Here is a 24,935-nt window from a genome sequence, read left to right as displayed (position 1 = left end):
CGAGTCCCGTTGCCGGCGAGTCCCGTTGCCGACAAGCCCTGCTGTCGACGAGTCCCGTCCCCGCGAGTCCGAGTGGAGTCCGCATGCCCGCACCGTCCGCCACCGACGCGTCCCCCGCAGCCCCCGCACTGCTCACCGAGCCCGTCACCGGCCCCAGCGCCTGGCTCGCCCGCGACTTCACCGGGGAGGACGACTGGGTGGTCGTCGTCACGCCGGAGGAGGTGCGCGAGCTCGATGCCGCGGTGGCCGCGCTACGGGACCGCGCGCACGGGCTCGACGGCCTGACGACGGCGGACTTCCCGCTGCCCACCCTGGAGAAGACCCTTGAACAGGCCGTTCAGGAGCTGGAGTTCGGGCGCGGCTTCACCGTGCTGCGCGGGCTGCCGGTGGAGCGGTGGTCGCCGGAGGAGGCCCGGCTGGCGTACTGGGGCATCGCCCTGCACCTGGGCACCCCGGTCTCGCAGAACGCCGCCGGGGAGCTGATCGCCCACGTCAGGGACTACGGCGAGGGCGGGCTCGACAACCCGACGACGCGCGCCTACCGCACCCGCAACGCCCTGCCCTTCCACACCGACAGCTCGGACATCGTGGGGCTGCTGTGCCTGCGCGCGGCCGGGCAGGGCGGCGGCGTCAGCACCCTGGCCAGCTCCATGACCGTCTACAACCACCTGCTGGCCCACCACCGGGAGCTCATCGGCCTCTTCTACCGGGGCTTCGTCTACGACCGGCGTACGGAAGAGGGCTCGGCGGAGCTGCCGTACTACCGCAATGCCGTGTACGGCTGTTTCGACGGGCAGTTGAGCTGCCGGTTCTATATGACGCACTACATCGAGTCGGCGGTGGCGAGGACCGGCATCCCGCTGAGCGGCATCGAGCGGCACGCCCTGCGGCTGTTCCAGGACATCGCCGCGCTGGACGAGCACCGGGTGGAGATGACCCTGCGGCCGGGCGATCTCCAGCTCCTCAACAACAATGTGGTCGTCCACGGCAGGTCCGCCTACCAGGACGACCCGGGCCGCCGCCGCGATCTGCTGCGCCTGTGGCTCAACACCCGCTACGCACGCCGGATCCCGGACGACTTCGCCCGCTTCCGCCACGGAATGCCGCGGACGCGGCGCTGAGCGGCGCCCCCTACGGCTCGTCCCTATGACTCGTCCCTATGGCTCAGCTCTATGGCTCAGCTCTATGGCTCAGCTCTATGGCTCAGGGGCCGCCCTCGCGGGATCAGCCCTTCGCCACGGACCCCGTGGCCGCGCCGGCCCGTCCGTCAGGGTCGGGGGAGGTCGCCGACGCGCCGAGGGCGATGGCGGTGACGACGAATCCTTCGTCGGCCAGCCAGCGGCCGGTGAAGCCGTCCAGCCGACGGCCCTCGACGACCGGGCCGGGCACCAGCAGCCGGGCGGAGAAGGTGCCCGCCTCGGGCTCGAACTCCAGCTCCGCCTCGGAAAAATCCAGCTCCTCGCGGGTGAGCGGGTACCAGGTCTTGAAGACGCTCTCCTTGGCGCTGAACAGCATCCGGTCCCAGGCGACATCGGGCCTGCGGGCGGTCAGCCCGGCCAGCCGGGTGCGCTCGGCGGGCAGGGATATCGTGCCCAGGACGCCTTCGGGCAGAGGGGCGTTCGGCTCGGCGTCGATGCCGATCGACACGGCGTCCGCCGCCCGCGCCACGACGGCGGCGCGATAGCCGTCGCAGTGCGTCATGCTGCCGACGACCCCGGACGGCCAGCCCGGTGCGCCGCGCCGGTTGGGCAACAGGGCCACGGGCCCGTGCCCCAGCCGCCCGAGCGCCTTGCGCGCACAGACCCGCACGGTCGCGAACTCGCCCTTCCGCTTGGGCACGGCGCGCGCCACATGGGCCGCCTCCTCGGGGAGGAGCAGGCCCGACACATCGGCCGGGAGCGGACCGAAATTCTCCTCCGAGACCGTGCCCGCGGGCAGGATGCGCTCGATCACCGTGCTGTTCCTCGCTGTTCCTCGTCGGGCCGGGGCAGGATCTGCCGCAGGGGCTCGCGCGGCGGCCGGGGCTTCCACTCGCGCGGATAGCCGACCGAGACCTCCTCGAAGCGGACCCCGTCGTACCAGGTGACGCGCGGGATGTGCAGATGGCCGTAGACCATGGCGGCGGCGCGGAACCGCACGTGCCAGTCGGCCGTCAGCGCGGTGCCGCACCACTGGGCGAAGTCGGGGTACCGCAGGATGTCGGTGGGCTGCCGCACCAGCGGGTAGTGGTTGACGAGCACGGTGCGCAGGGCGGGATCGACCGCCGCCAGCCTGCGCTCGGTGTACTCCACCCGGGCCCGGCACCAGTCGTCGCGCCCCGGGTACGGATCCGGGTGCAGGAAGTGCTCGTCGGCGCAGACGATGCCCGCCTCGTAGGCACGGCGCAGCGACTCCTCCTTGGTGCCGGCGCCGGGCACGCGGAAGCTGTAGTCGTAGCCGACGAAGAGGGGGGCCACGGCCACCGGGCCGCCGTCGCCGCGCCAGACCGGGTACGGGTCCTCGGGGGTGTCGATGCCGAGGCCGCGGCACAGCTCCACGAGGTGCAGATAGCGCTTCTCGCCGCGCAGGTCGACGGGGTCCTTGGGGTGGGTCCACAACTCGTGGTTGCCGGGCGCCCAGATCACCTTGGCGAAGCGCTCGCCGAGCAGCCCGAGGGCCCATGCGATGTCGGCGTACTTCTCTCCGACGTCCCCGGCGACGATCAGCCAGTCGTCCTCGGACGTCGGACGCAGCCGCTCGACGAGCGCGCGGTTCTCCGCGTGGACGACGTGCAGATCGCTGACAGCGAGCAGTTTTCCTGTGGTCACCGTTGTCCCTCCCCGGCCTCGAAACTAATCGATCAACCGTCCGGAAGAAAGGCTTCACGGTGGTTTCCACCCCTGTGGGTCACTCCGCGGGCAGCAGCCCCAGCCGTATCGCGCGGGTGACCGCGGCCGTGCGGTCGGAGACCTCCAGCTTGCCGAAGGCGCGCAGGAGATGGGTCTTGACGGTGCTCTCCCCGATGAACAGCTCGCGCCCGATCTCGGCGTTGGTGCGCCCCCGGGCCACGAGCCGCAGCACCTCCAGCTCCCGCTGCGAGAGCTGCGGCCGTTCCGGAGCGCCGCCCCGCAGCCGGGTCACCAGCGCGGCCGTCACCGAGGGGGCCAGCACCGTCTCGCCGCGGGCGGCCGCGCGGACCGCGTCGGCGAGGTCGCCGCTGGAGGAGTCCTTCAGCAGGTACCCGGCGGCCCCGGCCTCGACCGCGCGCAGGATGTCCCGGTCGGTGTCGTACGTGGTCAGGACGACGACGCGGGTGCGGGGGTGCGCGGCGACGATCCGGCGGGTGGCGTCGACGCCGTCGCCGCCCGGCATCCGCAGGTCCATCAGCACGATGTCCGGGTCCAACTGCGCGCACAGGGCGACGCCCTGCGGGCCGGAGGCGGCGTCGCCGACCACTTCCAGACCGGGCTGCGCGTCGAGCATGCCGCGCAGGCCCTGGCGGACGACGGGATGGTCGTCGACGAGCAGAATCCGGATCATCGGGTGGTCTCCTGGGATGGCGCGGTGCCGGTCTCTTGGAACAATGTGGTGCCGGTCTCCCGGGCGGTCTCCCGGCTGGTCTGCCGGGCGATCTCCCGGCTGGTCTCCCGGAGCGGCGCGGGTCCAGCCTCCCCAACAGCAGGGTCCACGGGATCCGCGGCCAGCCGTACGGTCAGTCGCGTGCCCCGGCCGGGCGCACTGGTCAGCGTCATCGTGCCGCCGGTCCCGGTGACCCGGGCGCGCATGCCGGGCAGCCCGTAGCCGTTCGTCCGCTCGTCCGGCGCGAAGCCGCGCCCGTCGTCCTCGACGGTCAGCTCCAGTCCCCGCGCGGTGTGGGCGAGGGCGATGCCGACGCGGGTGGCGGCCGCGTGCTTGCGCACATTGGCCAGCGCCTCCTGCACCGCGCGCAGGGCCACCACCTCCAGGGCGGGCGGGAGTTCACGGGGTGCCCCGTCGACCGTGACGTCCACGGCGATCCCGAGCTCCTCGGCGAGCCGCTCGCCCAGGCGCCGTACGGCCTCGTCGAGGGAGTCGTCGTCGAGTTGGGCGGGGGTCAGCGAGGAGACCAGGGAGCGGGACTCGGCGAGGTTCTCCCGGGCGGTGCGCTGCATGAGGGCGACATAGCGGCGGGCCTGTTCGGGGTTCCGCTCCAACTCGCCCTCCAGGGCCTGGCTGAGCATGACCAGGCTGGTGAAGCCCTGCGCCAGGGTGTCGTGGATCTCCCGGGCGAGCCGCTCGCGCTCCAGCAGCGCGCCGTGGGCGACCGACAGCCGGGCGGCCTCCTCGCGGCTCTCGTCCAACTGCCGGATCAGCTCGGCACGCTCCTGGCTCTGGTCGACGATGCTCTCCACCCAGCCGCCGACGGCCAGCGTGGAGCCCGTCACCACCAGCGTGATCAGCACCATGCGCACCAGGTGCCCCGGCTGGCCCCACCACACGGCCGTCCAGCCCGCGAGCGGGGCGAGGTTGTAGACCAGCAGGGCGGCGACGGCCCGCCGCCGGGACAGCAGGATGTACGCCAGCGGCGCCAGGGCCACCATGAGGACGGACACCTCCTGCGCGAGGACCGCGGCCGGCGCGTAGAGCGCGGCCATCCCGGCGCAGAAGGCGAGCGACCGCGGGGAGTCCTCCGGGTCCAAGTGGAGCGCCGGGCGGCCGAGAACCACGTACAGCGGCACGGACAGCAGCAGCCAGCCCGCCACCGGCCACGACCAGACGCCGGGCCATCCGGAGGTGGCGACGAACGTCTCCGCGATCAACAGGGCGATACCGAAGTGGACGTCCCAGAGGCGGGGGTTGCGCTGCCAGGCGTGGACGGCGCCGGGGCCACGGCAGGGCGCCGTCCCGGCATCACCGGAGGGCGCACCGTCGGAAGACACATCGCCGGAAGGCGCATCACCGGAGGCCACATCGCCGGAGGGCACGCTCACCCCTCGTTCCGGCTCCGCCAGCGGAACGTCGTCAGACACAGCACCAATCCCCCTACGCACCACACACCCAGCACCAGGGCGATCTTTCCGGGCTCCCATTCTCCGGCCTGCTCCAGCACCTTCGCGCGGTCGGGGAGGAAGACCGCACGGAAACCCTGGCACATCCACTTGAGCGGAAAGACGGCGCCCACCCGCTCCATCCAGCCGGACATCCCGGTGAGCGGGATGTAGACCCCGGACACGAACTGCAGCAGGAGGAACGGCAGTGCCACGACCGCCGACGCGCTCTTCCCGTCGCGCGGCACGCTGCTCATCGCGATGCCCAGCAGCGAGCAGGCGACGATGCCGAGCAGCAGCACCCAGCCGAACATCAGCCACTTCCCCGGCGCGGTGGGCAGACGCAGGTCGAAGAAGGCCGCCCCGATCGCGAGCAGCAGTACCGTCTCCGCGACGCCCGTCACCAGAACGAGCCACAGCTTGCCGAGGAAGTACGCGCTCCTCGGCATCGGCAGCCCGCGCAGCCTCCGCAGGGTCCCGTCGTCCCGCTCCCCGGCGATGCCGATCGCGAGCGACTGGAAGCTCGTCGACATCAGACCGGCGCCGAGCATCGCGGCCACGTACAGCTGCGCGACGGTGGTGCCCGCGTTCTCGACCCTGTCGTGGAAGATCGACGCGAACATCACCATCATCATGACCGGCAGGGCGAAGGTGAACAGCACGGCGTCCCTGGCCCGGAAGAAGCTCCTGATCTCCAGCCCGCCCCGGAGCAGCCCCAGCCTGAAGGCGCCGGGTGACGTACGGGTGATGGCCACGGCACTCATACGGCTGCCTCCTGCTGTTCCTTGATGAGACCCAGATAGACGTCCTCCAGCGAGGGACGGCCGACCGTGAGTTCCGGGACCTCCCCGCCGAAGCGGGTCGCCAGTTGGGCGACGACCGCGGTGGGCGAGTCCGTGCGCACGCTGCGCGGACCGTCCGGGCCCTGCCAGGTGACGACGGCCCCCGCGGTGGCCCGCCCGCCGAGCGAGGCGGGGTCGCCCTCCGCGACGACCTTCCCCTTGACGACCACGGCGAGCCGTCCCGCCAGGGCCTCGACCTCGTCCAGGTAGTGCGAGGTCAGCACGATCGTCGTGCCGTCGTCGGCGAGCGACCGGATCAGCCCCCAGAACTGCCGCCGGGCGGCCGGGTCAAAGCCGGTGGTCGGCTCGTCGAGGAACAGCAGCTCGGGCCGTCCGACGACCCCGACCGCCACGTCCACCCGGCGCCGTTGCCCGCCCGACAGCGCGCTCACCCGCGCGTCACGGCGCTCGGTGAGCCCGACGAGGCCGATGACCTCGTCGGGGTCGCGCGGAGCGGGGAAGTAGCGGGCGTAGTGCCGTAGCGTCTCCGCGACGGTCAATTCGCCCGTCGCGCCCTCCCGTTGCGCCACGATCCCGATCCGCGCCCGCCATTCCCGCCCGGCCCGCCCCGGATCCTCCCCCAGCACCGCGACCGCACCCCCGTCGCGCTCGCGGTGCCCCTCCAGGATCTCGACCGTCGTGCTCTTCCCCGCCCCGTTGGGGCCGAGGATCCCGAAGATCTCCCCCCGCCGGATCTCCAGGTCGAGCCCGTCGACCGCGGGCCTCCCCCGGTACGCCTTCCGCAGACCGCGCACCCGAACTGCTGTGTCCTCCATGCCTCAAGCCTCGCGGCCGGGCGGGTGCGACGGTACGTCCGAGCGGACAGTCCGCTGTCCACCAGTCGGTGGACACTCAGGGGCTGACGACCCGGTCGCGATGCGCCTGCCACGCCCCGGCGGCGCACCGCGCGGAGTCCGTGGTGAGGGATTCCCCCGACCCGGTGGCGAAAGCACGGGCGTCGAGCGCCTCCGCGACCGCGAGCGCGGCGTGTGCGGCGGCTTCACCGCCACCGTGGATGAAGAGGCCGACTCCGGTGACCGGCAGGGCGGCCGGGCGCCGGTTCCCGCCCACCGGACCGTGGGCGGGAACCGGCGGGCGGTCAGCGGTCGATCGTGGGGCAGAAGCTGCCGTTGGCCGGGTTCGCCAGGCCCAGGATGATGTCGATCGCGTTCCCGCAGACGGTGGGCCTCAGCTTGAGCGGGATTTGGATGATGTCGCCGGTGAGGATGCCCGGCTCGCCCACGGCGACGGTGTGGGGACCCCCGGCGACAGCGGTCCCCGCGCAGCCGAGGCCGCCGGCCACGGCGAGCGCGGTGGCGACAGAGACTCTTCGCATACGCATGCTTTCTCCAGACGATGTCAGGACGTCGACGCGCACGATTACCGCACCAAAGATGAACAAACGCCTTGCATTAGCCGAAACATGGGCACGCCGGACATACGATTCACTCCGCGCCGGAGGGACCCAGGGGAGCCCTGGAGGAGGCCGACGATCAGACGCGGCACTCCGGGTGGCCCCAGCCACGCTCCAGCTTGGTGATGTCGGCGCCCGCCGCGTAAGGGGTCCCGCAGGGGCAGCGGCCCGCGAACTTGGCCTTGATCGTGCGAGCGGCACCGCCGCTCTTCGGCTTCGGGGCGGCGGCCTTCTTACGGGCGGGGGCGGTGCGGGACGGGGCCGGTACGGGCATCGGGGAGCCCAGGTGGGTGCCCGCGGGCTCCTGGGAGGCGGCCGCGTCGCTCGCCGCCTGGTCGGCGATCGCGTTGAGGTGGTCACCGTCCTCGCGGTGCGCCGGGACGTAGCGGAACTCCACGTCGTGGTCTGCCAGCAACCGGTCGATGCTCTCGACGAGTTCGCGGTTGGCGACCGGCTTGCCGCCCGCCGTCTTCCAGCCGTTGCGCTTCCAGCCGGGCAGCCACTGGGTCACGGCCTTCATCGCGTACTGGGAGTCCATGCGGACCTGCACGGGCGTCCCGGCCGGAACATCCTCCAGGAGGGATTCGAGGGCGGTCAGCTCCGCCACGTTGTTGGTGGCCTTGCCCAGCGGGCCCGCCGCCCAGCGCTCGGGGCGCCCCTCGGAATCGGCGACGACCCAGGCCCACGCGGCCGGGCCCGGGTTCCCCTTCGACGCTCCGTCGCAGGCGGCAATGATGCGGTCAGACATCCCCCGATCATGCCAGTGCCACGGCGGGGCGGGCGACATCGCGCCGGGGCCGCCGCCCGCCACCCGGGGCCGCCACCCGCTACGCACCCAGCAATTGCCGCGCGACGAAGAACGTCACCACCCCGATCGCCGCCACCGCCAGGAAGTTCTTGACGAGACGGCCCGCGATCAGGGTGACCACACCGCCGATCAGGGTGGGGACCGCCCACCCGTCTCCCCCGCCCTCGTAGACCGGGGCGACGACCTCGGGGAAGACGAGCGCGGCGAGCACCGCCGCCGGGACGTAGTTCAGGGCCGTCTTCACGGGGCCGGGAAGTTCACGGTCCCGGAAGAGGACGACGGGGAGGTAGCGCGTGGCGAAGGCGCATGCGGCCATGCCGATGACGAGCAGGGTCAGGAACATCGGGGCGCCTCCGCCGGCTTCGTCCGCTTCTTCTCCCACGCCTCGCAGCCCGCACCGATCGCCGCGCCGCCGAGAACCGCGACGACCAGCCCCAGGTTGTACGGGAGCGGGCGCGCGGCCAGGGCCAGCGCCCCGGCGCCCAGGACCGCCGTCCACACCTTCCAGTTGACCATCGCGCCCGCCATCATGGCGATGAAGATCGCCGTCATGGGGAATTCGAGGCCCTGGTGTGCGATGTCCGGCACGGCGGAGCCGAGGATCATGCCCAGGACGAGGGAGGTGATCCAGTTGCCGAACATGGCCGTGGAGGCGCCGAGGAAGTACCACTGCCGGTCCCGGATGCCGGTCGGCGTCCTGAACCTGTCCACCACGACGAAGAAGACGGCGTCGACGAGCCCGAAGGCCAGCAGGGCGCGCCAGCGCTGCGGGAGGTCCCGCAGGTGCGGCCGGAGCATGATCGCGTAGATCGTCATCCGCAGGCTCAGGACGAGCGTGGTCAGCAGGATGACCGGCCAGCCCACCCCGTCGCGGAGCAGTTGCTGACCGGCCAGCATCGCGGTGCCGGAGTTGACGGCGGCGGCCATGGCGACGGTGCCCGCCCAGCCGATGCCCCCGGCGATCCCGGCCGCCCCGGCGATGATGCCCATGGGGAACGCGCCGATCATGAACGGCGTCATGGCACGGGCTCCCGCCCAGAACTCGGACCGGTGGGAATCCCCCTCGCCCGACTTGTCCGGTGCGCCGACGAGGCCCTCGTCGGCCACGCCGGGCTCTTCGGTCCTGCCGCACGCAGGCTCGTTCAACGCGTCCCCCTCCCTCTACACGGCCCACAGGCCGCGACACCGGTAACGCTATGCGTCTGCACGTCCGTTGACGTCGAGCAGCCGGACCCGGACATACGGCGGGAATCCCTCGTCCACGCCGCCGACCCTGCGGGCGAATTCCGCGATACCGGCCAGCTGCCGCTCCCCCAGGCCGTAGTCGAGCGCCTCGGTGAAATACCGCTTCAGTGTCTTCTCGTCGAAGTGCCCGGCATTTGCCGCCTGTTCGCAGACTTCGTCCACTTCGGCGAGCGCGACGTCCCGCGCGGCAAGCAATGCCCGATGCACGCGGTGGACGGTGGCGGGCTCCTCCGCCAGGAATTCACGGCGGGCCGCGAACACCGCGAAGACGAAGGGGAGTCCGGTCCATTCCCGCCAGAGATGCCCCAGGTCGTACACCCGCAGCCCTTTTCGGGGCGCCTCCACCAGGGACGCCCGGAGCGCGGGATCACCGATGACGACAGCGGCGGACGCCCGGGACAGCATGGCCCCCAGATCGGGAGGACTGACAAAGTATTCCGGCGCGACGCCGTACCGCGCGGACAACAGCAACCGTGCGAGCCGCACCGACGTACGGCTGGTGTCGCAGAGCGCGACGGGCACGCCGTCCAGCTCCTCCAGCGGCACCTCGCTGACGATCAGACACGACATGACCGGCCCGTCACTGCCTATACCGATGCCCGGCAGGGCGACCAACTCTTCGGCGTTCCGGAGGAATTCGACGAGGCTGACGGGCCCCATGTCCAGGTCACCCGCGACGAGCGCGGTGTTCAACCGGTCCGGGGTGCCCGGCAGCAGATCCAGATCCCGCAGGCCGCCGGTCCTGCCCAGCCCCCAGGAAAGGGGCAGACAATTCAGAAACTCGATATGCCCGACCCGCGGGCGCCGGAGCGGCTTCTCCTCACCCACGCATTCCTCGGCGGGCGACTGCGTCATCTTGCGGTTCACACGTCGCGACCGTACACCGAGGTCATCGGCGTCATCATCACGGGGCACCGCTCGGCTCGACGACAGGGCATACGGCAGCCCCCGGTGCTTCCCGTCGTCCCTGAGTCTCAGTCGTCGCCGACGGCCCAGTTCCCGACAGGCGCTCTTCCGGGGGCCTGGCCAGTTTGCCGAGATGGGGGTCACTCGGGCCGACGAACGTCTCCGCCGACGGTGCGGCTCTCACCGGTTGTCTGGTGTATTGGCCAGTTTCCTCCTTATTCGCCCGGAGTCAAGGGCTCGGCGAAACCGACCTGTCCCGGCTCCCCCACCACCACCCACACACGAAAAAGCCCAGGTCACCGACGTGGGTGACCTGGGCTCCAGATGAGCCGAGGCTCAGTCGTCGCAGCGCTCGGTGACGACGAACTTCGTCCCCGCGAACGCCGCTCCGACACCCGTCTCGGCCCACTTGACGAGCAGGTCCGGCTCCCGTTCGGCCTGATCCAACAGATCGGCGATCTCGTCAGCGCTCGGTGACGTGGACAACACGCAGCGAAGTACCGCACTGCCTGTCGCGCTGCCGCATTCCTCGTACTCCTCATCGGGATCGTCGGGTTGCCAGCGACCGATCTCGATATCCCAGGAACCGGCGCTGTCATCGCCGAGCTCCGGCGCACGGACCGACAGGTAATAACCGTCCGAACCGTACGGCTCGGCGAAGATCTCAAGGTCGTGATGTTCCAGCACAGCCGACTCGCCAGAGCACCGGGAGTAGGCAGTGGCCAACACCCGCAGGTCCGCGACGGCTTTCTCACGCCTCTCGGCGGTGATCCCCTCTTCGAGACGATCCAACCGCTCACGGACCTCGCGACTCAGCGCGGCCATTCCGCCCTCATACGTCACGAATGGACGGCCGAAGTCCCAGTGACGCCGCCCCTCTGTCTCAGGGAGAGGAGTTCCCTCCGAGTACTCGGCGAGCGCCTCGGACAGATCTCGCGCTTCCGTTTCCAGTTCCGCGTTGATCGCGATCCTGACCGGCTCAGGCACCGTCGACAGGGCATCGTCCAATTCAGCCAGCGCCTGGTGGAGCTGCAGACAGACGTACTCGTACCACAAACTGTGCGCACCGCTCAGAAGCTCGGCGCGCGCAGCCCGCTCGGCCAGCGCCACAAGATGCTTGCCCGGATAGCTGGCCACGCGGCGATCACGAAGATCATGGACGCTCAGGGGGACGGTGGCGAGGGCGGAGATCCGGTTGAGCGCGTCGATGATCGGTACCGCGAGAACGGGGTCACCGAGGCTCGTCACAGTTGACGACACGGCCCCGCCCGATCCCTGGTAGGTCGCCAGGATCTGCGTTTTCCCGCGGTTCGCGTGCTGAGAGTAAATAGTCACGAAAAGCGCCTTTCGACCACTGGCCGACGACGGCCCGATGGTCACGGAAGAATACGGAAAGAGGCGGTGGCGAGGGCGCTTTCCGACGCTCCATGCCTCGAAGTGATCGGCGGTGGCTCAGGTCCTGTCCCGAGCTCCGTGCCTACCCGAACCATAGGTGTACACATGGCCCGCGACAACCTCATTCCCCAACCCTCTTGAAACAGGCGGCTACTGACAGAACGCCCGCTTCGGGTGTCACAGACTCAGGTGTGCCCCGCAAAGGGATTCTCCCGGGTGTCGAGGACGGGTACCGACAGGCGCTCGCCGAGACCTCCGGTACGCCACTGCCCGACATCGGCACGCGCCGTCGCCGACGCTCGCCCACCTTGCCGGGCAGGCGACCGATGCGGCTGCAAATCAGGATAGGCACGCAACGGCCACACACGAGGGCGCGAAGATCATCGAGTTCCGCCCGCACCGAGTCCCTGCATAAGAAAAAGCCCAGGTCACGAACTACATGACCTGGGCTTCCACTGAGCCGCCTTCGGGATTCGAACCCGAGACCTACGCATTACGAGTGCGTTGCTCTGGCCAACTGAGCTAAGGCGGCAAGCTGCCGGATTGCCGGATCGGCATCAGCAGCGCGGCCAAGTCTACACAGTTTCCGAGGGTGCTCCGTACGCGATGGGATGCGCAGGTCAGGAGCACTTCTGGGAGGCCGGGGGCGGGGTGGCGGTGAGGAGGTAGTTGTTGATCGCGGTGTCGATGCAGGCGCTGCCCCGGGTGTAGGCCGTGTGCCCGTCGCCGTCGTAGGTGAGGAGGCGGCCGGAGTCGAGCTGGGAGGCCAGGGAGCGGGCCCACGGGTAGGGCGTGGCGGGGTCGCGGGTGGTGCCGACGACGAGGATGGGGGCGGCGCCCCGGGCCGGGATGCGGTGGGGGCGGCCGGCGGCCGGGACGTGCCAATAAGCGCAGGTCAGAGCGGACCAGGCGAGGGTCGGGCCGAAGACGGGGGACGCCTTCCGGAAGTCGGGGAGGGCCTCGCGGACGTCGTCGGGGCCACGGAAGGCCGGGGGCAGGTCGAGGCAGTTCACGGCGGCGTTGGCGTACATGAGGTTGGAGTACGCGCCGTTGCCGTCCCGCTCGTAGTAGGCGTCCGAGAGCCGGAGCAGGAGGCTGCCGTCACCGCGCTGCGCGTCGCTCAGGGCCTTGCGGAGGAGACCCCAGGCGGCCTCGTCGTACATGGCGGAGATCACACCGGTCGTGGCGAGACTCTCGGTGAGCTTGCGCGTCCGGCCGGCCGGGACGGGGTGGGTGTGGAGCTGCTTGAAGAGGGCGCTGATGCGGTCGCCCGCCGCGGTGGTGCTCGCGCCGGGACCGAGGGGGCAGTCCTTGCGCTTGGCGCAGTCCTGGGTGAAGGAGGCGAAGGCGGTCTGGAAGCCGGCCGTCTGGTCGCGGTTGACCTGCTCCGCGTCGAGGGAGGGGTCGAGGGCCCCGTCGAGCACCAGGCGACCGACGCGGGACGGGAAGAGCCCGGCGTAGGTGGCGCCGAGGAAGGTGCCGTACGAGGCGCCGACGTACGCCAGCTTGTCGTCACCCAGGACCGCGCGCAGGACGTCCATGTCGCGGGCGGCGTCGACGGTCGAGACGTGCTCCAGGAGCCTGCCGGAGCGGGCGGCGCAGCCGTCGGCGAACTTCCGGTACGCGTCGACCAGGTCGTCGACCTCGGCCTCGGTACCGGGCGCCTGGTCGACCTGGGTGTAGGCGTCCATCTCGGCGTTGGTGAGACAGGTGACGGGGTCGCTGCCGGCCACCCCGCGCGGGTCCATGGCGACCATGTCGTACCGGGCGCGGACGGCGGCGGGGTAGCCGACACCCGCGTACTGCTGGAGGTAGCCGATCGCCGAGCCGCCCGGACCACCGGGGTTGACCATCAGGGAGCCGAGGTGCCGGCCGGACCCCGGCGCCTTCTTCCGGGAGACGGCGAGCTTGATGTCGCCGCCTTCCCGGGGGCGGTCGTAGTCCAGGGGCACGGTCAGGGTGGCGCACTCGAAGCCGGCGGCGGCACACGGGCGCCAGCTCAGCTTCTGGTCGTAGTAGCGGCGGAGGGCCATGGGCAGCCCGACCGGCAGGGGGGCCAGCGGGCTCGCGAGACCCATGCGGGAGCGGACGCGGTCGAGCGCGCCCACGACCGGCACGTCGCCCGCCGAACGGCCGCCGGACCGCCACGTCGTCGGGCCGTCGCCCAGGCCGGACGGTCTCCCCGTCGCGGACGCGCTCGGCGCCGAACCCTCCAGGGCACAGCCGGAGATCAGCAGTGCCGCGGTCGCGATGACGGCGCCGGAGGTGCGGAGCAGACGGCTGGTGTCCATCGGCTGGTCCCTTGAACGGGGTGGACGGGCATGGAAAGTACGCGCAGCGGGCATCACTGATGGTTACGACACATCACGGCGCCCGCACGGAGCGTATCCATATGGGTGCGCGGCATGGCCAGTCGCGGGGCCTACTTGGCCTCGTATGAGTGAGATCGCGTAACCGTCGGCGCCTGCGCGCGTACGCGTTCTGCGCGCGCACGTGCGGGACCGGCCCCGGCGCCGCCGGGGCGCGTGGTGGTCAGCCCGCCCGCAGGGCCATCGTCATCGCCTCGACGGCGAGCAGCGGGGCCACGTTCCGGTCGAGGGCGCGGCGGCACTCGATGATGGCCTCGATGCGGCGCAGGGTCCGCTCCGGCCCCGACGCGGAGGCGATGCGCTGGAGGGCGTCCCTGACATCGGTGTTGGCGAGCTCCACCCGCGAGCCGAGCTGCATCGCGAGAACGTCGCGGTAGAAACCGGTGAGGTCGACGAGGGCGAGGTCGAGGCTGTCGCGCTGGGTGCGCGTGCTGCGGCGCTTCTGCCGGTCCTGGAGCTCCTTCATGGCCCCCGCCGTGCCGCGCGGGAGCCTGCTGCCGGTGCCCGCGGCCGCGCCGAGGGCGGCGCGCAGCTCCTCGGTCTCCTTCGTGTCGACCTCCTCGGCGACCTGCTTGGCGTCCTCGGCGGCCGCGTCGACGAGCTCCTGGGCGGCCTTGAGGCAGCCGCCGACGTCGTCGACGCGGAGCGGGAGCTTGAGGACGGCGGCGCGGCGGGCACGGGCGCGCTCGTCGGTGGCGAGGCGGCGGGCCCTGTCGATGTGGCCCTGGGTGGCGCGGGCCGACTGCGCGGCGACCTCCGGCTCGATGCCGTCGCGGCGGACGAGGAGGTCCGCGACGGCGGGGACGGGCGGCGTGCGCAGGGTGAGGAGACGGCAGCGGGAGCGGATCGTCGGGAGCACGTCCTCCAAAGAGGGCGTGCAGAGCAGCCACACGGTGCGGGGTGCGGGCTCCTCGACGGCCTTGAGCAGGACGTTGCCCGCGCCCTCGGTCAGGCGGTCCGCGTCCTCCAGGACGATCACCTGCCAGCGGCCTCCGGCGGGCGACAGCTGGGCCCGGCGCACGAGGTCGCGGGTTTCCTTGACGCCGATGGAGAGCTGGTCGGTGCGGACGATCTCCACGTCCGCGTGGGTGCCCACAAGGGTGGTGTGGCAGCCGTCGCAGAACCCGCAGCCGGGGGCTCCGCCGAGGGCGCGGTCCGGGCTGACGCACTGGAGGGCGGCGGCGAACGCGCGGGCCGCGGTGGCGCGTCCGGAGCCGGGGGGGCCGGTGAACAGCCACGCGTGCGTCATGGACGATCCGCCGGCGGCCACGGAACCGGGGGCCGCGCCCGCGGCCGTGACCAGGGCGTCGGCGTCGCGCGCGGCGGCGGAGAGCTGCTCCGTCACCCGGTCCTGGCCGACCAGGTCGTCCCACACCGCCATGGCTGTCCTCCGCGTCCTGGTTCTGCTGCGGGTTCCATTGTGGGACACGGCACTGACAGCGACGGCCACCACCGGTTCCGGGGTGGGCGGACGGGCCCGCCCCCACGCCCCGCCCCCGGCCGCGGGTCAGCTACGGCCGCGGCGGCGGTCCTCGCGGTCGTCCCGCGGGCCGAGCAGTTCGTCCGCCAGCGTCGGCTCGTCACCGGACGGCTCCTCCGCCCAGCCGGGCCGACGGCGCGGGCGGCGGTCACCGGACCGTTCGTCGCTCACGTGCGGCAGTTCGCGCGTACGGTCATCGTCCGCGTCGCCCTCCGCCGGCTCCTCCGGGCGGAACAGCCAGTTCGGCACCCGGTCCGCCGGGTCCTCCGGACGTACGGGCGGCAGCACCGCGGTCTCGTCCTCGGCGTCGGCCGGACCGGAGGCGGCCTTACCGGAAGCGGCCTTACCGGAAGCGGTCGGACGGGAAGGGGCCTTACCGGGAGAAGCCTTACCGGAAGCGGTCGGCTGCGGGAGCACCGCCGTCTCCTCGGACTCGGACGCGGCGGCCTTCTTCGGGTCCATGCCCCAGGTGACGCGCTGCGGCTCGGGACGGGCGACAGGCGTCGCGGGCCGTACGGGCGGAAGCACCTCGGTCTCGTCGGACGCGCCTGCCGGGCCGGAGGCGGCTGAGTCGGAAGCGGTCGAGCCGGAAGCGGTCGAACCGGTGACGGCCGGGCCAGAGGCAGTCGGACCGGAGGCGGTCCGGCCAGTGACAGTCCGGTCAGTGACAGTCGGCTGCGGAAGCACCGCAGTCTCCTCGGACGCGCCCGCCGGTTCCGTACTACGCGGGGCGACGCGCGGCCGCTCTACCGTAGGGGTCTCGTCGGGGACGCGCGGGTCGGGCCGTCCGAGGACCGGCCTCCGCACCGTCTGCGTACGGTCGGAAGCACCCGCCCCGGAACGGGCCGCACCGGCTCGACCGCGCCCGCCGGAACCACTCTCCCCGGCAGCACGCGCGTCGGCGCCGCTCGCACCAGAAGCACTCGCGTCAGAAGCACTCGCGTCAGCACCGCGCGTACCGGAACCGCCCGCACCGGAACCGCGCGCACCGGCATCGTCGGCCGTCCGCGGCAGCGGCGTCTGCACCGTCTGCGTCTCCTCCGCGCCCTGCGGACGGGAAGTCGCGTCCCGCGGAGCCGTCTTGCCGAGCGAAGGCCGCTCGACCGTCGGCGCTTCGTCGGCGGCGGCCTGAGCCGTCGGAGCGGCAGCAGCCGGAGCGGCCGGAGCAACTGGAGCGGCCACGGCAGAAGCCGCCGCGGCGGCCGCCTCCGCCTCGATCCGTGCCTGTTCCGCCCTCAGCAGCGCCTCTTCCGCCCGGCGCTGCTTCTCCAGGCGGCGCTCCTCCGCCTCCGCGCGCAGCCGGGCCTCTTCCGCGGCCTGCTTGCGGAGCCGTTCCTGTTCGGCGGCGTGGGCGCGCTCCTCCGCCTCGCGGCGCTTGCGCTCCTCCTCCGCCAGACGGCGGGCCTCCTCGGCGCGCTGGCGGGCCTCCTCGGCGAGCCGGGCCTCTTCCCGCAGGCGGGCCTCCTCGGCTTCGCGCCGCTTCCGCTCCTCTTCCTCCGCCCGCAGCTTGGCGAGACGCTCCTGGCGCTCGTGCTCCAGGCGCTCCTCCTCCGCCTTGCGCGCGGCCTCTTCCTCCGCCTTGCGCCGGGCTTCCTCCTCGGCCGCCTTGCGGGCCTGCTCCCGGGCCTCGATCTCGTTGGCGGAGAGCGGGAGGACCTGGTCGAGCCGGTGGCGTACGACCGTGGAGACGGCCTCGGGCTCCTGCCCGGCGTCCACGACGAGGTAGCGCGCCGGGTCGGCGGCGGCGAGGGTGAGGAATCCGGTCCGCACCCTCTGGTGGAACTCCGCCGGTTCGGACTCCAGCCGGTCCGGTGCCTCGGTGAAGCGTTCGCGGGCGGTCTCGGGCGAGACGTCGAGCAGCACCGTCAGGTGCGGAACGAGTCCGTCCGTCGCCCAGCGGGAAATACGGGCGATCTCGGTCGGCGAGAGATCGCGCCCGGCACCCTGGTAGGCGACGGAGGAGTCGATGTAGCGGTCGGTGATGACGACCGCGCCGCGCTCCAGGGCGGGCCGTACGACGGAGTCGACGTGCTGCGCGCGGTCGGCCGCGTACAGCAGGGCCTCCGCCCGGTCGGACAGACCGGCGGAGCCCACGTCGAGCAGGATCGCGCGCAGCCGCTTGCCGATGGCCGTCGCGCCGGGCTCCCGGGTGACGACGACCTCGTGGCCCTTGGCGCGGATCCAGTCGGCGACGGCCTGCACCTGGGTCGACTTGCCCGCTCCGTCACCGCCCTCGAAGGCGATGAAGAACCCGCTCCCGGACGGCGCCTGCGCGGGGTCACCGCCGCGCAGGACGTCCATCAGGTCGCGGCGGAACGGTACGCCGTGCCGGTCGTCCGTCTTGCCGAGGACGACGGCGCCCACGGGCAGCAGCAGCGCGCCGATGAGCATCAGCGTGAACGCCGCCCCGCCGTGCGCGAAGACGAAGCTGCCGCTCTCCAGGCGGTGCGGTCCGATGGCGGCGGCGAGCAGCGGCGCGACGACCGCGCCCAGGGCCGCGGTGACGCGGACGACGGCGTGCAGGTGATCGGTCGTCCGGGCCCGGCGCGCCTCCTCGGTCTCCTGGTCGAGCAGGGAGTGCCCGGTGCTGGCGACGATGCCCGCGCTGACACCCGCGAACAGGATGAGCAGGAGGACGGTCGTCGGGTCCGGCACCAGGCCCGCGATCAGCAGGGCGAGGCCCGTCAGGGCGAGCGCCAGGGCGAGCAGGCGGCGGCGCGAGAAGCCTGGCAGGACCTTGCCGGCCGTGCGGATGCCGATGACGGGGCCGCCGCTCAGCGCCAGCACCAGCAGCCCGAAGGCCACCGGCCCGCCACCGAGGTCGACGGCCTGCAGCGCGGCCACGCCGACGGCCGCGGCGATCGCGCCCGCGACGGCGGCACAGGCGAGGACGAGCACCGGGATCGCGCCCGTGCGCCCGGTGTCCGGACCGTGCGGCGTCTTGGGGCGGCGCAGTCCCTCAAGAGGGGAGCGCACGCGCGGTGACTGCGCGCCGGGAAGTTCGAGGGGGTAGAGGATCGCCACCGACCCGGCGAACAGCCCGGCCGCGAGGAAGGACCCCAGCGCTGCCTGGTGCTCGTGGAACCACGTGATCCCGGAACCGAGCAGATTGCTGATCAGGGTGATGACGACGAGCGCGGTGGCGGCCACAGGGAGGGCGACGAAGTTCGTCCGCAGCGACAGTCTGTGCAGCGCCTCGTGGTTGTCCGGCAGCGGCCGTACGGCCCCGCCTTCGGCAGGCGGTACGGGCAGCAGCGCGGGGGCGGCGCCGTCCTTGGCGACGGTCCAGAACCGTTCGGCGACGCCCATGACGAAGGCCGTCACCAGCAGTGCGGCGAGCGCCTTGCTCTCGGTCCAGCCGATCCACAGGGGCGCGACCGCCAGCAGCGCGAGCCGTACGCCGTCGGCGCCGAGCATCGTCCAGCGGCGGTCCAGCGGGCCGCTCGGCGCGATCAGGGAGGAGACCGGACCGAGCAGGACGGCGCCGAAGAGCAGGGTCGCGAACAGCCGCGCGCCGAAGACCGCGGCGATCGTGAAGGCGGCACCGCGGTAACCGCCCCCGAAGGAACCCGCCGCCACCGCCGCCTGGAACGACAGCAGCAGAAGCACCAGCAGGGCGAGGGAATCCCCGATGCCGCCGACGAACTGGGCACTCCACAGCCGCCTGAGCGGGGGAATGCGCAGCAGGGCCCGTACGGCACGCTCGCGGGAGTCCGCGGCCAGTGCCCCGGATGTGGGGGTTTCCACTGTTGGCTGCTCGGCTCGCGTCATCCTGCCAGCCTATCCGGCTGCGCCGGGGCCCCGCGTATCGATAGAACGCCCGTCCGAAGGTGTGAGTCTGTTCCGCCCGCGTCCTCAAACGCCGGACGGGCTGATTTTGGGCTCGTCGCCGTTGTCACAGCGAGGGGCCGCAAATCGACACTGCGGGAAGCAGGAAGGGGTGGGGCGGGGAAGGAGCCCCGCCCCACCCCCGCTACTCCGCTGCCGCCGTCTTCTTCGCCGCCGTCTTCTTGGCAGCGGTCTTCTTGGCCGTGGTCTTCTTCGCCGCAGCCGTCGTCTTCTTGGCGACAGTCTTCTTCGCGGTCGTCTTCTTCGCCGCGGCCGCCGTCTTCTTCGCCGGGGCCTTCTTGGCCGTCTTCTTCGCGGGCCCCTTGGCCCGCTTCTCGGCGAGCAGCTCGTAGCCGCGCTCCGGCGTGATCGTCTCGACGTCGTCGTCACGGCGCAGCGTGGCGTTGGTCTCGCCGTCCGTCACGTACGGGCCGAAGCGGCCGTCCTTGACCACGACGGGACGCTCGCTGACCGGGTCCGTGCCCAGCTCCTTCAGCGGCGGCTTGGCCGCGGCCCGGCCGCGCTGCTTGGGCTGCGCGTAGATCGCGAGGGCCTCGTCGAGGGTGATCGTGAAGAGCTGGTCCTCGGTCTCCAGGGAGCGCGAGTCGGTGCCCTTCTTCAGGTACGGGCCGTAGCGGCCGTTCTGCGCGGTGATCTCCACGCCCTCGGCGTCCTTGCCGACGACGCGCGGCAGCGACATCAGCCGGAGCGCGTCCTCGAGGGTGACCGTGTCGAGGGACATGGACTTGAAGAGCGAGGCGGTGCGCGCCTTGACGGCGTTCTTGCCGGTCTTGGGCGTGCCCTCGGGAAGGACCTCGGTGACGTACGGGCCGTAGCGGCCGTCGCGGGCGATGATCTGGTGGCCGCTGACCGGGTCCGGGCCCAGCTCGAAGTCGCCGCTCGGCTTGGCGAGCAGCTCCTCGGCGTACTCGACGGTCAGCTCGTCGGGCGCCAGGTCGTCCGGGACGTCGGCGCGCTGGTGGCCCTCGGCGTCCTTCTCGCCGCGCTCCACGTACGGGCCGTAGCGGCCGACGCGCAGCACGATGTCGTTGCCGACGGGGAACGAGGAGACCTCTCGGGCGTCGATCGCGCCGAGGTCGGTGACGAGCTCCTTGAGGCCGCCCAGGTGGTCGCCGTCGCCGTTGCCGGCCTCGGCGGCGCCACCTGCCGCGCCCTCGGTGCCCTCGCCGAAGTAGAAGCGGCGCAGCCACGGCACGGCCTGTGCCTCGCCGCGGGCGATGCGGTCGAGGTCCTCCTCCATGGAGGCGGTGAAGTCGTAGTCGACGAGCCGGCCGAAGTGCTTCTCCAGCAGGTTCACGACGGCGAAGGACAGGAAGGACGGCACGAGCGCCGTGCCCTTCTTGAACACGTAGCCGCGGTCGAGGATGGTGCCGATGATCGACGCGTATGTCGACGGGCGGCCGATCTCGCGCTCTTCGAGCTCCTTGACCAGCGACGCCTCGGTGTAGCGCGCCGGGGGCTTGGTCGCGTGGCCGTCGGCGGCGATCTCCTCGGCGGTCAGCGAGTCGCCCTCGGTGACCTGCGGGAGGCGGCGCTCGCGGTCGTCGAGCTCGGCGTTCGGGTCGTCGGCGCCCTCGACGTAGGCCTTCATGAAGCCGTGGAAGGTGATCGTCTTGCCGGACGCGCTGAACTCGGCGTCACGGCCGTCGGCCGCCCGGCCGCCGATCTTGACGGTCACGGAGTTGCCGGTCGCGTCCTTCATCTGGGAGGCGACGGTCCGCTTCCAGATCAGCTCGTAGAGCCGGAACTGGTCGCCGGTGAGGCCGGTCTCGGCAGGCGTGCGGAAACGATCACCCGAAGGACGGATCGCCTCGTGCGCCTCCTGCGCGTTCTTGACCTTGCCGGCGTACGTGCGCGGCTTCTCCGGCAGATAGTCGGCGCCGTACAGCTGGGTCACCTGCGCGCGGGCGGCGGAGACCGCCGTGTCGGACAGCGTGGTGGAGTCCGTACGCATATAGGTGATGAAGCCGTTCTCGTACAGCTTCTGGGCCACCTGCATCGTCGCCTTGGCACCGAAGCCCAGCTTGCGCGAGGCCTCCTGCTGCAGCGTGGTGGTGCGGAACGGGGCGTACGGGGAGCGGCGGTACGGCTTGGACTCCACCGACCGCACGGAGAAGGAGGTCTCCGCGAGAGCGGCGGCCAGCGCGCGGGCGTTGGCCTCGTCCAGGTGCAGGACCTGCGCGGAGTCCTTGAGCCGCCCGGTCGATCCGAAGTCGCGGCCCTGGGCGACACGGCGGCCGTCGACCGCGCTCAGCCGGGCGGCGATGGTGCCCGGGTCACTGGCGTCACCACCGCGGCCGGTGGAGAACGTGCCGGTCAGATCCCAGTACTCGGCGGAGCGGAACGCGATGCGCTCGCGCTCCCGCTCGACGACGAGACGGGTGGCGACGGACTGCACACGGCCGGCCGACAGACGCGGCATGACCTTCTTCCAGAGGACCGGCGAGACCTCGTAGCCGTAGAGGCGGTCGAGGATGCGGCGGGTCTCCTGGGCGTCGACGAGCTTCTTGTTGAGCTCGCGCGGGTTGGCGACGGCCTCGCGGATCGCGTCCTTGGTGATCTCGTGGAAGACCATCCGGCGGACCGGGACCTTCGGCTTGAGGACTTCCTGGAGGTGCCAGGCGATGGCCTCGCCCTCGCGGTCCTCATCGGTGGCGAGGAAGAGCTCGTCGGAGTCGGCCAGCAGCTCCTTGAGCTTCTTGACCTGGTCCTTCTTGTCGTGGTTGACCACGTAGATGGGCTGGAAGTCGGCGTCGACGTTCACGCCGAGCCGGGCCCACGGCTCGCCCTTGTACTTCGCCGGGACCTCGGCGGCCCCGTTCGGCAGGTCACGGATGTGCCCGACGCTCGCCTCGACGACGTATCCGGGGCCGAGGTAGCCCTTGATCGTCTTCGCCTTGGCAGGCGACTCGACGATGACGAGTCGGCGGCCGCCCTGTGCGGTCTCGCTGGTCGGGGACAACTTCGCTCTTCTTCCGGTCGGCACTCGGTGTAGGCGCTGCGGTGACGCTGCGGAGTGTGACGGTACATCCCGCCCCCGTGTCAAACGGAAAAAGCCCGCAACGCCACTCGAACGGTAACCCGACAAGCGTCCTGTCTGCCGCCCGGACCGGCACACCACTGGAGTGAACCGGCGGCCGGAAGCCGCCGGAGGGGCTCCCGCGCCGTCGGCGGACGGCATCAGGGACCGCATCGGCCGGTCTCTCCGGGAACCGCAGGTGACAGGCCTGCCACCCGTGCCCCCGGAGAGATCATGCCCAGTCGAACGTGACGTGAACCCGACCCATCCGAATCTCTTTCTCAGCCGTCGACCGGCGTCAGGAAACCCTGCTCCACGAGCAGCCGGATCGCCTCCGGCGTACGGTCGCGCAAGCTCACCGGGTCCTCGCCGACGAGCTGCGCGATCGCGTCCAGGATGCGGCCCGCGCTGAGAGAGCCGTCACACACGCCGGCGAAACCCGCACCGACCGTGTCGACCTTGGTGGCCCGCCGCATGCCACGGTTCTGCCGGAGCACGACGTGCTCCGGGTCCTCCGCGCCCGGCAGCCCGACCTGCTCCTGGACGACCTCGTCGGCCAGCCGGAAACGGGCGGCCAGCAGGGCGGCGGCGTCGTGCGTGCGCAGGAAGTCCTGTCGCTCGAAATGGGCCCGAACGGATGCACCGAGCGGCTGCTCGACCGGGTGCGGCCACTCCTCCGCGCTGACGGACGGCCGCTCGGAACCGGTTTTGCGCAGCGTGATCCAGCCAAATCCGACGGCTTTGGTCCTGCGGGCCGCGAACTCGTCCAGCCACGCTTCGTAGCGGGCCGCGTACTCCTCGGGGGCGGCGCGGTGGTCGCCTCCGTCGCGCAGCCACAGCTCGGCGTACTGCGCGACGTCCTGCACCTCGCGCTGGACGATCCACGCGTCGCAGCCGCGCGGCACCCAGGAGGACAGCCGGTCGCGCCAGTCCTCCCCTTCGACGTGCTGCCAGTTGGCGAGCAGCTGGCAGTAGCCGCCGTCGTTGAGCCGGTCCGCCGCCTGCTCGACGAGCGTGCGGCAGAGGTCGTCGCCGCCCATCCCGCCGTCGCGGTAGGTGAGCCGGGCGCCGGGGGAGATGACGAACGGCGGGTTGGAGACGATCAGGTCGTACGTGTCGTGGGCGACCGGCTCGAAGAGCGAGCCCTCGCGCAGGTCGGCCTCGGGCGCGCCGGACAGGGCGAGGGTGAGCCGGGCGAAGTGCAGCGCACGGGGGTTGAGATCGGTGGCGGTGACCTTGGTGGCGTGCTGGGCGGCGTGCAGCGCCTGGATGCCGGAGCCGGTGCCGAGGTCGAGGGCGCTCGCGACGGGTGTGCGGACGGTGATCCCGGCGAGGGTGGCGGAGGCCCCGCCGACGCCGAGGACGAGCTGCGAACGCTCCACCCCGGCCGGGCCCGCGGTGCCCCCGGCGATCCCGCCGGCGCCGCCGACGGCGCAGCCGAGGTCGGAGACGATCCACCAGTCCTGCCCCTCGGGGCCGCCGTAGGGGCGCACGTCGACGGTCGCCCGTACGTCATCACTGCCGCCGTCGCGGACCAGCCAGCCGTCGGCCAGGCAGTCGTCCACGGGCAGCGCGGCGGCGGCCCGCGCGTACGCGGCAGGCCGCTGCAGCAGGAAGAGCCGGATCAGTGTCTCCAGCGGGCTGTCACCCCGTGTGGCGCGCAGCGCGGGGACGGTCTCGCTGCGTGCGAGGGCGGCGTAGGCGGGGGCGCCCAGCAGGTCGAGGAGGCCGTCGGCGGTGAACGCGGCGGCGAGCAGGGCATCGCGCAGTCGGGCGGTGCCCGCGCGATCGGCGGCGGGAAGGAGCGTACTCACGGCTCCATTGTCGGGTGCGGCACCGACATTCCCCGAAAGCGGGCGGGCGGCGGGCCGTTGCGCGTGCGCGACCACCTCGCGCGCGGCCCGCCGCCACACTCCGAGCCGGTCGGCTACTTCTTGGTCTCCGACGGCGAGGCGGACGTCTTCTGGCAGCCGGGCTGCTTCGTCATCGCCTTGCCGAGGTCGCCGGACTGGAGCTTCTTGAGCGCGTCGTCGCTCTGGCCGCTGAGCTTGCCGATGTCGGTGCCGATATCGTGGAGTCCGGCGGAGAACTTCAGCTTGTCGCCGGTGTCCAGGCCGTCGATGCGCTTCTTCAGTCCGGCGTAGGCGGAGGAGAGGTCGTTGAGCGCCTTCACGGCGTTCTTCTGGCTCGTCTCGCCGTCCTTGACCGGTGGGGCGCCCGCGTTCTCCACTCCGGTGGCGAGCGCCTTGTAGGCGTCCGCGTTGGCCTGGAAGGCCGCCGAGTCGGTCTGCTGGACCTTCTTGGAGTCCTCCTCGCTCTGCACGCCGGCGATCGAGTGGTTGGCCTCCTGGATCTTCTTGACCTGGGGCTGCATCTGGTCGCAGACCTTCTTGGCCCAGTCGTCCAGCTTCTTGCTGCCGTCATCGCCGCCGCCGCAGCCCGTCAGCACCAGGACAAGTGCCGCACCGCCGGACAGTGCCGCCACAAGCTTCTTGTTCACCGGATTGGTCCCTTCGATGGCTCCGGCCCCGGAACTTACACGTCCAGGCGTCGCCACCTCGGAGCCGAGCACCCCGTATGCACCCTTTTAAAGCCATTTGCA

General features: G+C 71.8%; 20 protein-coding genes and 1 tRNA gene. 1 reads left to right on the top strand and 20 read right to left on the bottom strand.

Annotation, left to right across the window (positions count from 1 at the left end; all coding sequences use genetic code 11):
- Nucleotides 1–83: 83 nt before the first annotated feature.
- Nucleotides 84–1,121, top strand: coding sequence for a TauD/TfdA family dioxygenase (locus ACWD4A_RS06565; protein ID WP_451190208.1), 1,038 nt, complete (start codon nt 84–86; stop codon nt 1,119–1,121).
- A gap of 103 nt (nt 1,122–1,224) precedes the next feature.
- Here the strand turns inward: ACWD4A_RS06565 and ACWD4A_RS06560 are convergent, their stop codons facing one another.
- From ACWD4A_RS06560 to ACWD4A_RS06465, 20 genes are all read right to left on the bottom strand, one after another.
- On the bottom strand, nt 1,225–1,953 hold the full coding sequence (locus ACWD4A_RS06560) for a 4'-phosphopantetheinyl transferase family protein (protein ID WP_451190206.1): 729 nt from the start codon (nt 1,951–1,953) through the stop codon (nt 1,225–1,227).
- Nucleotides 1,950–2,807, bottom strand: a complete 858-nt coding sequence (locus ACWD4A_RS06555; protein ID WP_451190204.1) for a metallophosphoesterase family protein — start codon at nt 2,805–2,807, stop codon at nt 1,950–1,952. The genes ACWD4A_RS06560 and ACWD4A_RS06555 overlap by 4 nt, the downstream gene beginning before the upstream one ends.
- Nucleotides 2,808–2,886: 79 nt before the next feature.
- On the bottom strand, nt 2,887–3,519 hold the full coding sequence (locus ACWD4A_RS06550; RefSeq protein WP_451190202.1) for a response regulator: 633 nt from the start codon (nt 3,517–3,519) through the stop codon (nt 2,887–2,889).
- Nucleotides 3,516–4,988 carry a sensor histidine kinase gene (locus tag ACWD4A_RS06545; RefSeq protein WP_451190200.1) on the bottom strand — a complete coding sequence of 491 codons (1,473 nt, stop codon included), beginning with the start codon at nt 4,986–4,988 and terminating at the stop codon, nt 3,516–3,518. The genes ACWD4A_RS06550 and ACWD4A_RS06545 overlap by 4 nt, the downstream gene beginning before the upstream one ends.
- Complete coding sequence (locus tag ACWD4A_RS06540) at nt 4,946–5,770, bottom strand: ABC transporter permease (protein ID WP_451190199.1); 825 nt, start codon at nt 5,768–5,770, stop codon at nt 4,946–4,948. Before ACWD4A_RS06540 ends, ACWD4A_RS06545 begins: the two co-directional genes overlap by 43 nt.
- Nucleotides 5,767–6,624: an ABC transporter ATP-binding protein gene (locus tag ACWD4A_RS06535; protein ID WP_451190197.1), complete on the bottom strand. Its 858-nt coding sequence runs from the start codon at nt 6,622–6,624 to the stop codon at nt 5,767–5,769. Before ACWD4A_RS06535 ends, ACWD4A_RS06540 begins: the two co-directional genes overlap by 4 nt.
- 76 nt (nt 6,625–6,700) lie before the next feature.
- Nucleotides 6,701–6,919 (bottom strand): hypothetical protein, encoded by a 219-nt coding sequence (locus tag ACWD4A_RS06530; RefSeq protein ID WP_451190196.1) that lies wholly within the window; start codon nt 6,917–6,919, stop codon nt 6,701–6,703.
- A gap of 28 nt (nt 6,920–6,947) precedes the next feature.
- Complete coding sequence (locus tag ACWD4A_RS06525; RefSeq protein ID WP_451190194.1) at nt 6,948–7,184, bottom strand: chaplin family protein; 237 nt, start codon at nt 7,182–7,184, stop codon at nt 6,948–6,950.
- A 157-nt stretch (nt 7,185–7,341) separates the two neighbouring features.
- On the bottom strand, nt 7,342–8,010 hold the full coding sequence (locus ACWD4A_RS06520) for a ribonuclease H family protein (protein ID WP_451190192.1): 669 nt from the start codon (nt 8,008–8,010) through the stop codon (nt 7,342–7,344).
- Nucleotides 8,011–8,089: 79 nt separating this feature from the next.
- Nucleotides 8,090–8,413, bottom strand: coding sequence for an AzlD domain-containing protein (locus tag ACWD4A_RS06515; RefSeq protein WP_451190189.1), 324 nt, complete (start codon nt 8,411–8,413; stop codon nt 8,090–8,092).
- Nucleotides 8,404–9,216 (bottom strand): AzlC family ABC transporter permease, encoded by an 813-nt coding sequence (locus ACWD4A_RS06510; RefSeq protein ID WP_451190188.1) that lies wholly within the window; start codon nt 9,214–9,216, stop codon nt 8,404–8,406. The genes ACWD4A_RS06515 and ACWD4A_RS06510 overlap by 10 nt, the downstream gene beginning before the upstream one ends.
- A 48-nt stretch (nt 9,217–9,264) precedes the next feature.
- Nucleotides 9,265–10,170 (bottom strand): menaquinone biosynthetic enzyme MqnA/MqnD family protein, encoded by a 906-nt coding sequence (locus ACWD4A_RS06505; protein ID WP_451190407.1) that lies wholly within the window; start codon nt 10,168–10,170, stop codon nt 9,265–9,267.
- A gap of 387 nt (nt 10,171–10,557) precedes the next feature.
- A complete protein-coding gene (locus ACWD4A_RS06500) occupies nt 10,558–11,601 on the bottom strand; it encodes a hypothetical protein (RefSeq protein ID WP_451190187.1) in 1,044 nt (347 codons plus the stop codon).
- Between the two features lie 473 nt (nt 11,602–12,074).
- Nucleotides 12,075–12,148 (bottom strand) — tRNA-Thr (locus tag ACWD4A_RS06495).
- A gap of 88 nt (nt 12,149–12,236) precedes the next feature.
- Nucleotides 12,237–13,907, bottom strand: coding sequence for an alpha/beta hydrolase (locus tag ACWD4A_RS06490; RefSeq protein ID WP_451190185.1), 1,671 nt, complete (start codon nt 13,905–13,907; stop codon nt 12,237–12,239).
- A 241-nt stretch (nt 13,908–14,148) separates the two neighbouring features.
- Complete coding sequence (locus ACWD4A_RS06485; protein WP_451190184.1) at nt 14,149–15,366, bottom strand: DNA polymerase III subunit delta'; 1,218 nt, start codon at nt 15,364–15,366, stop codon at nt 14,149–14,151.
- 126 nt (nt 15,367–15,492) lie between these two features.
- A complete protein-coding gene (gene tmk / locus ACWD4A_RS06480; RefSeq protein WP_451190182.1) occupies nt 15,493–19,236 on the bottom strand; it encodes a dTMP kinase in 3,744 nt (1,247 codons plus the stop codon).
- A 202-nt stretch (nt 19,237–19,438) separates the two neighbouring features.
- Nucleotides 19,439–22,276, bottom strand: coding sequence for a type I DNA topoisomerase (topA, locus tag ACWD4A_RS06475; protein WP_451190180.1), 2,838 nt, complete (start codon nt 22,274–22,276; stop codon nt 19,439–19,441).
- 338 nt (nt 22,277–22,614) lie between these two features.
- Nucleotides 22,615–24,147 carry a DUF7059 domain-containing protein gene (locus ACWD4A_RS06470; RefSeq protein WP_451190179.1) on the bottom strand — a complete coding sequence of 511 codons (1,533 nt, stop codon included), beginning with the start codon at nt 24,145–24,147 and terminating at the stop codon, nt 22,615–22,617.
- Between the two features lie 113 nt (nt 24,148–24,260).
- The gene (locus tag ACWD4A_RS06465) at nt 24,261–24,833 is read right to left on the bottom strand and encodes a small secreted protein (protein ID WP_451190177.1); all 573 of its coding nucleotides are present in this window, start codon (nt 24,831–24,833) and stop codon (nt 24,261–24,263) included.
- Nucleotides 24,834–24,935: the final 102 nt, after the last annotated feature.

Source organism: Streptomyces sp. NPDC002537 (assembly GCF_053594975.1).
Note: the sequence above shows the minus strand (reverse complement) of the source record. Positions and strands in the feature narration are given on the sequence as shown.

What these genes read in the sequence shown, in the direction of transcription:
- ACWD4A_RS06565 (WP_451190208.1), top strand. Translation starts at nt 84, where the DNA reads ATGCCCGCACCGTCCGCCACCGACGCGTCCCCCGCAGCCCCCGCACTG.
- ACWD4A_RS06550 (WP_451190202.1), bottom strand. Translation starts at nt 3,519, where the DNA reads ATGATCCGGATTCTGCTCGTCGACGACCATCCCGTCGTCCGCCAGGGC.
- ACWD4A_RS06540 (WP_451190199.1), bottom strand. Translation starts at nt 5,770, where the DNA reads ATGAGTGCCGTGGCCATCACCCGTACGTCACCCGGCGCCTTCAGGCTG.
- ACWD4A_RS06535 (WP_451190197.1), bottom strand. Translation starts at nt 6,624, where the DNA reads ATGGAGGACACAGCAGTTCGGGTGCGCGGTCTGCGGAAGGCGTACCGG.
- ACWD4A_RS06525 (WP_451190194.1), bottom strand. Translation starts at nt 7,184, where the DNA reads ATGCGAAGAGTCTCTGTCGCCACCGCGCTCGCCGTGGCCGGCGGCCTC.
- ACWD4A_RS06520 (WP_451190192.1), bottom strand. Translation starts at nt 8,010, where the DNA reads ATGTCTGACCGCATCATTGCCGCCTGCGACGGAGCGTCGAAGGGGAAC.
- ACWD4A_RS06515 (WP_451190189.1), bottom strand. Translation starts at nt 8,413, where the DNA reads ATGTTCCTGACCCTGCTCGTCATCGGCATGGCCGCATGCGCCTTCGCC.
- ACWD4A_RS06505 (WP_451190407.1), bottom strand. Translation starts at nt 10,170, where the DNA reads ATGACGCAGTCGCCCGCCGAGGAATGCGTGGGTGAGGAGAAGCCGCTC.
- ACWD4A_RS06490 (WP_451190185.1), bottom strand. Translation starts at nt 13,907, where the DNA reads ATGGACACCAGCCGTCTGCTCCGCACCTCCGGCGCCGTCATCGCGACC.
- ACWD4A_RS06485 (WP_451190184.1), bottom strand. Translation starts at nt 15,366, where the DNA reads ATGGCGGTGTGGGACGACCTGGTCGGCCAGGACCGGGTGACGGAGCAG.
- tmk (WP_451190182.1), bottom strand. Translation starts at nt 19,236, where the DNA reads ATGACGCGAGCCGAGCAGCCAACAGTGGAAACCCCCACATCCGGGGCA.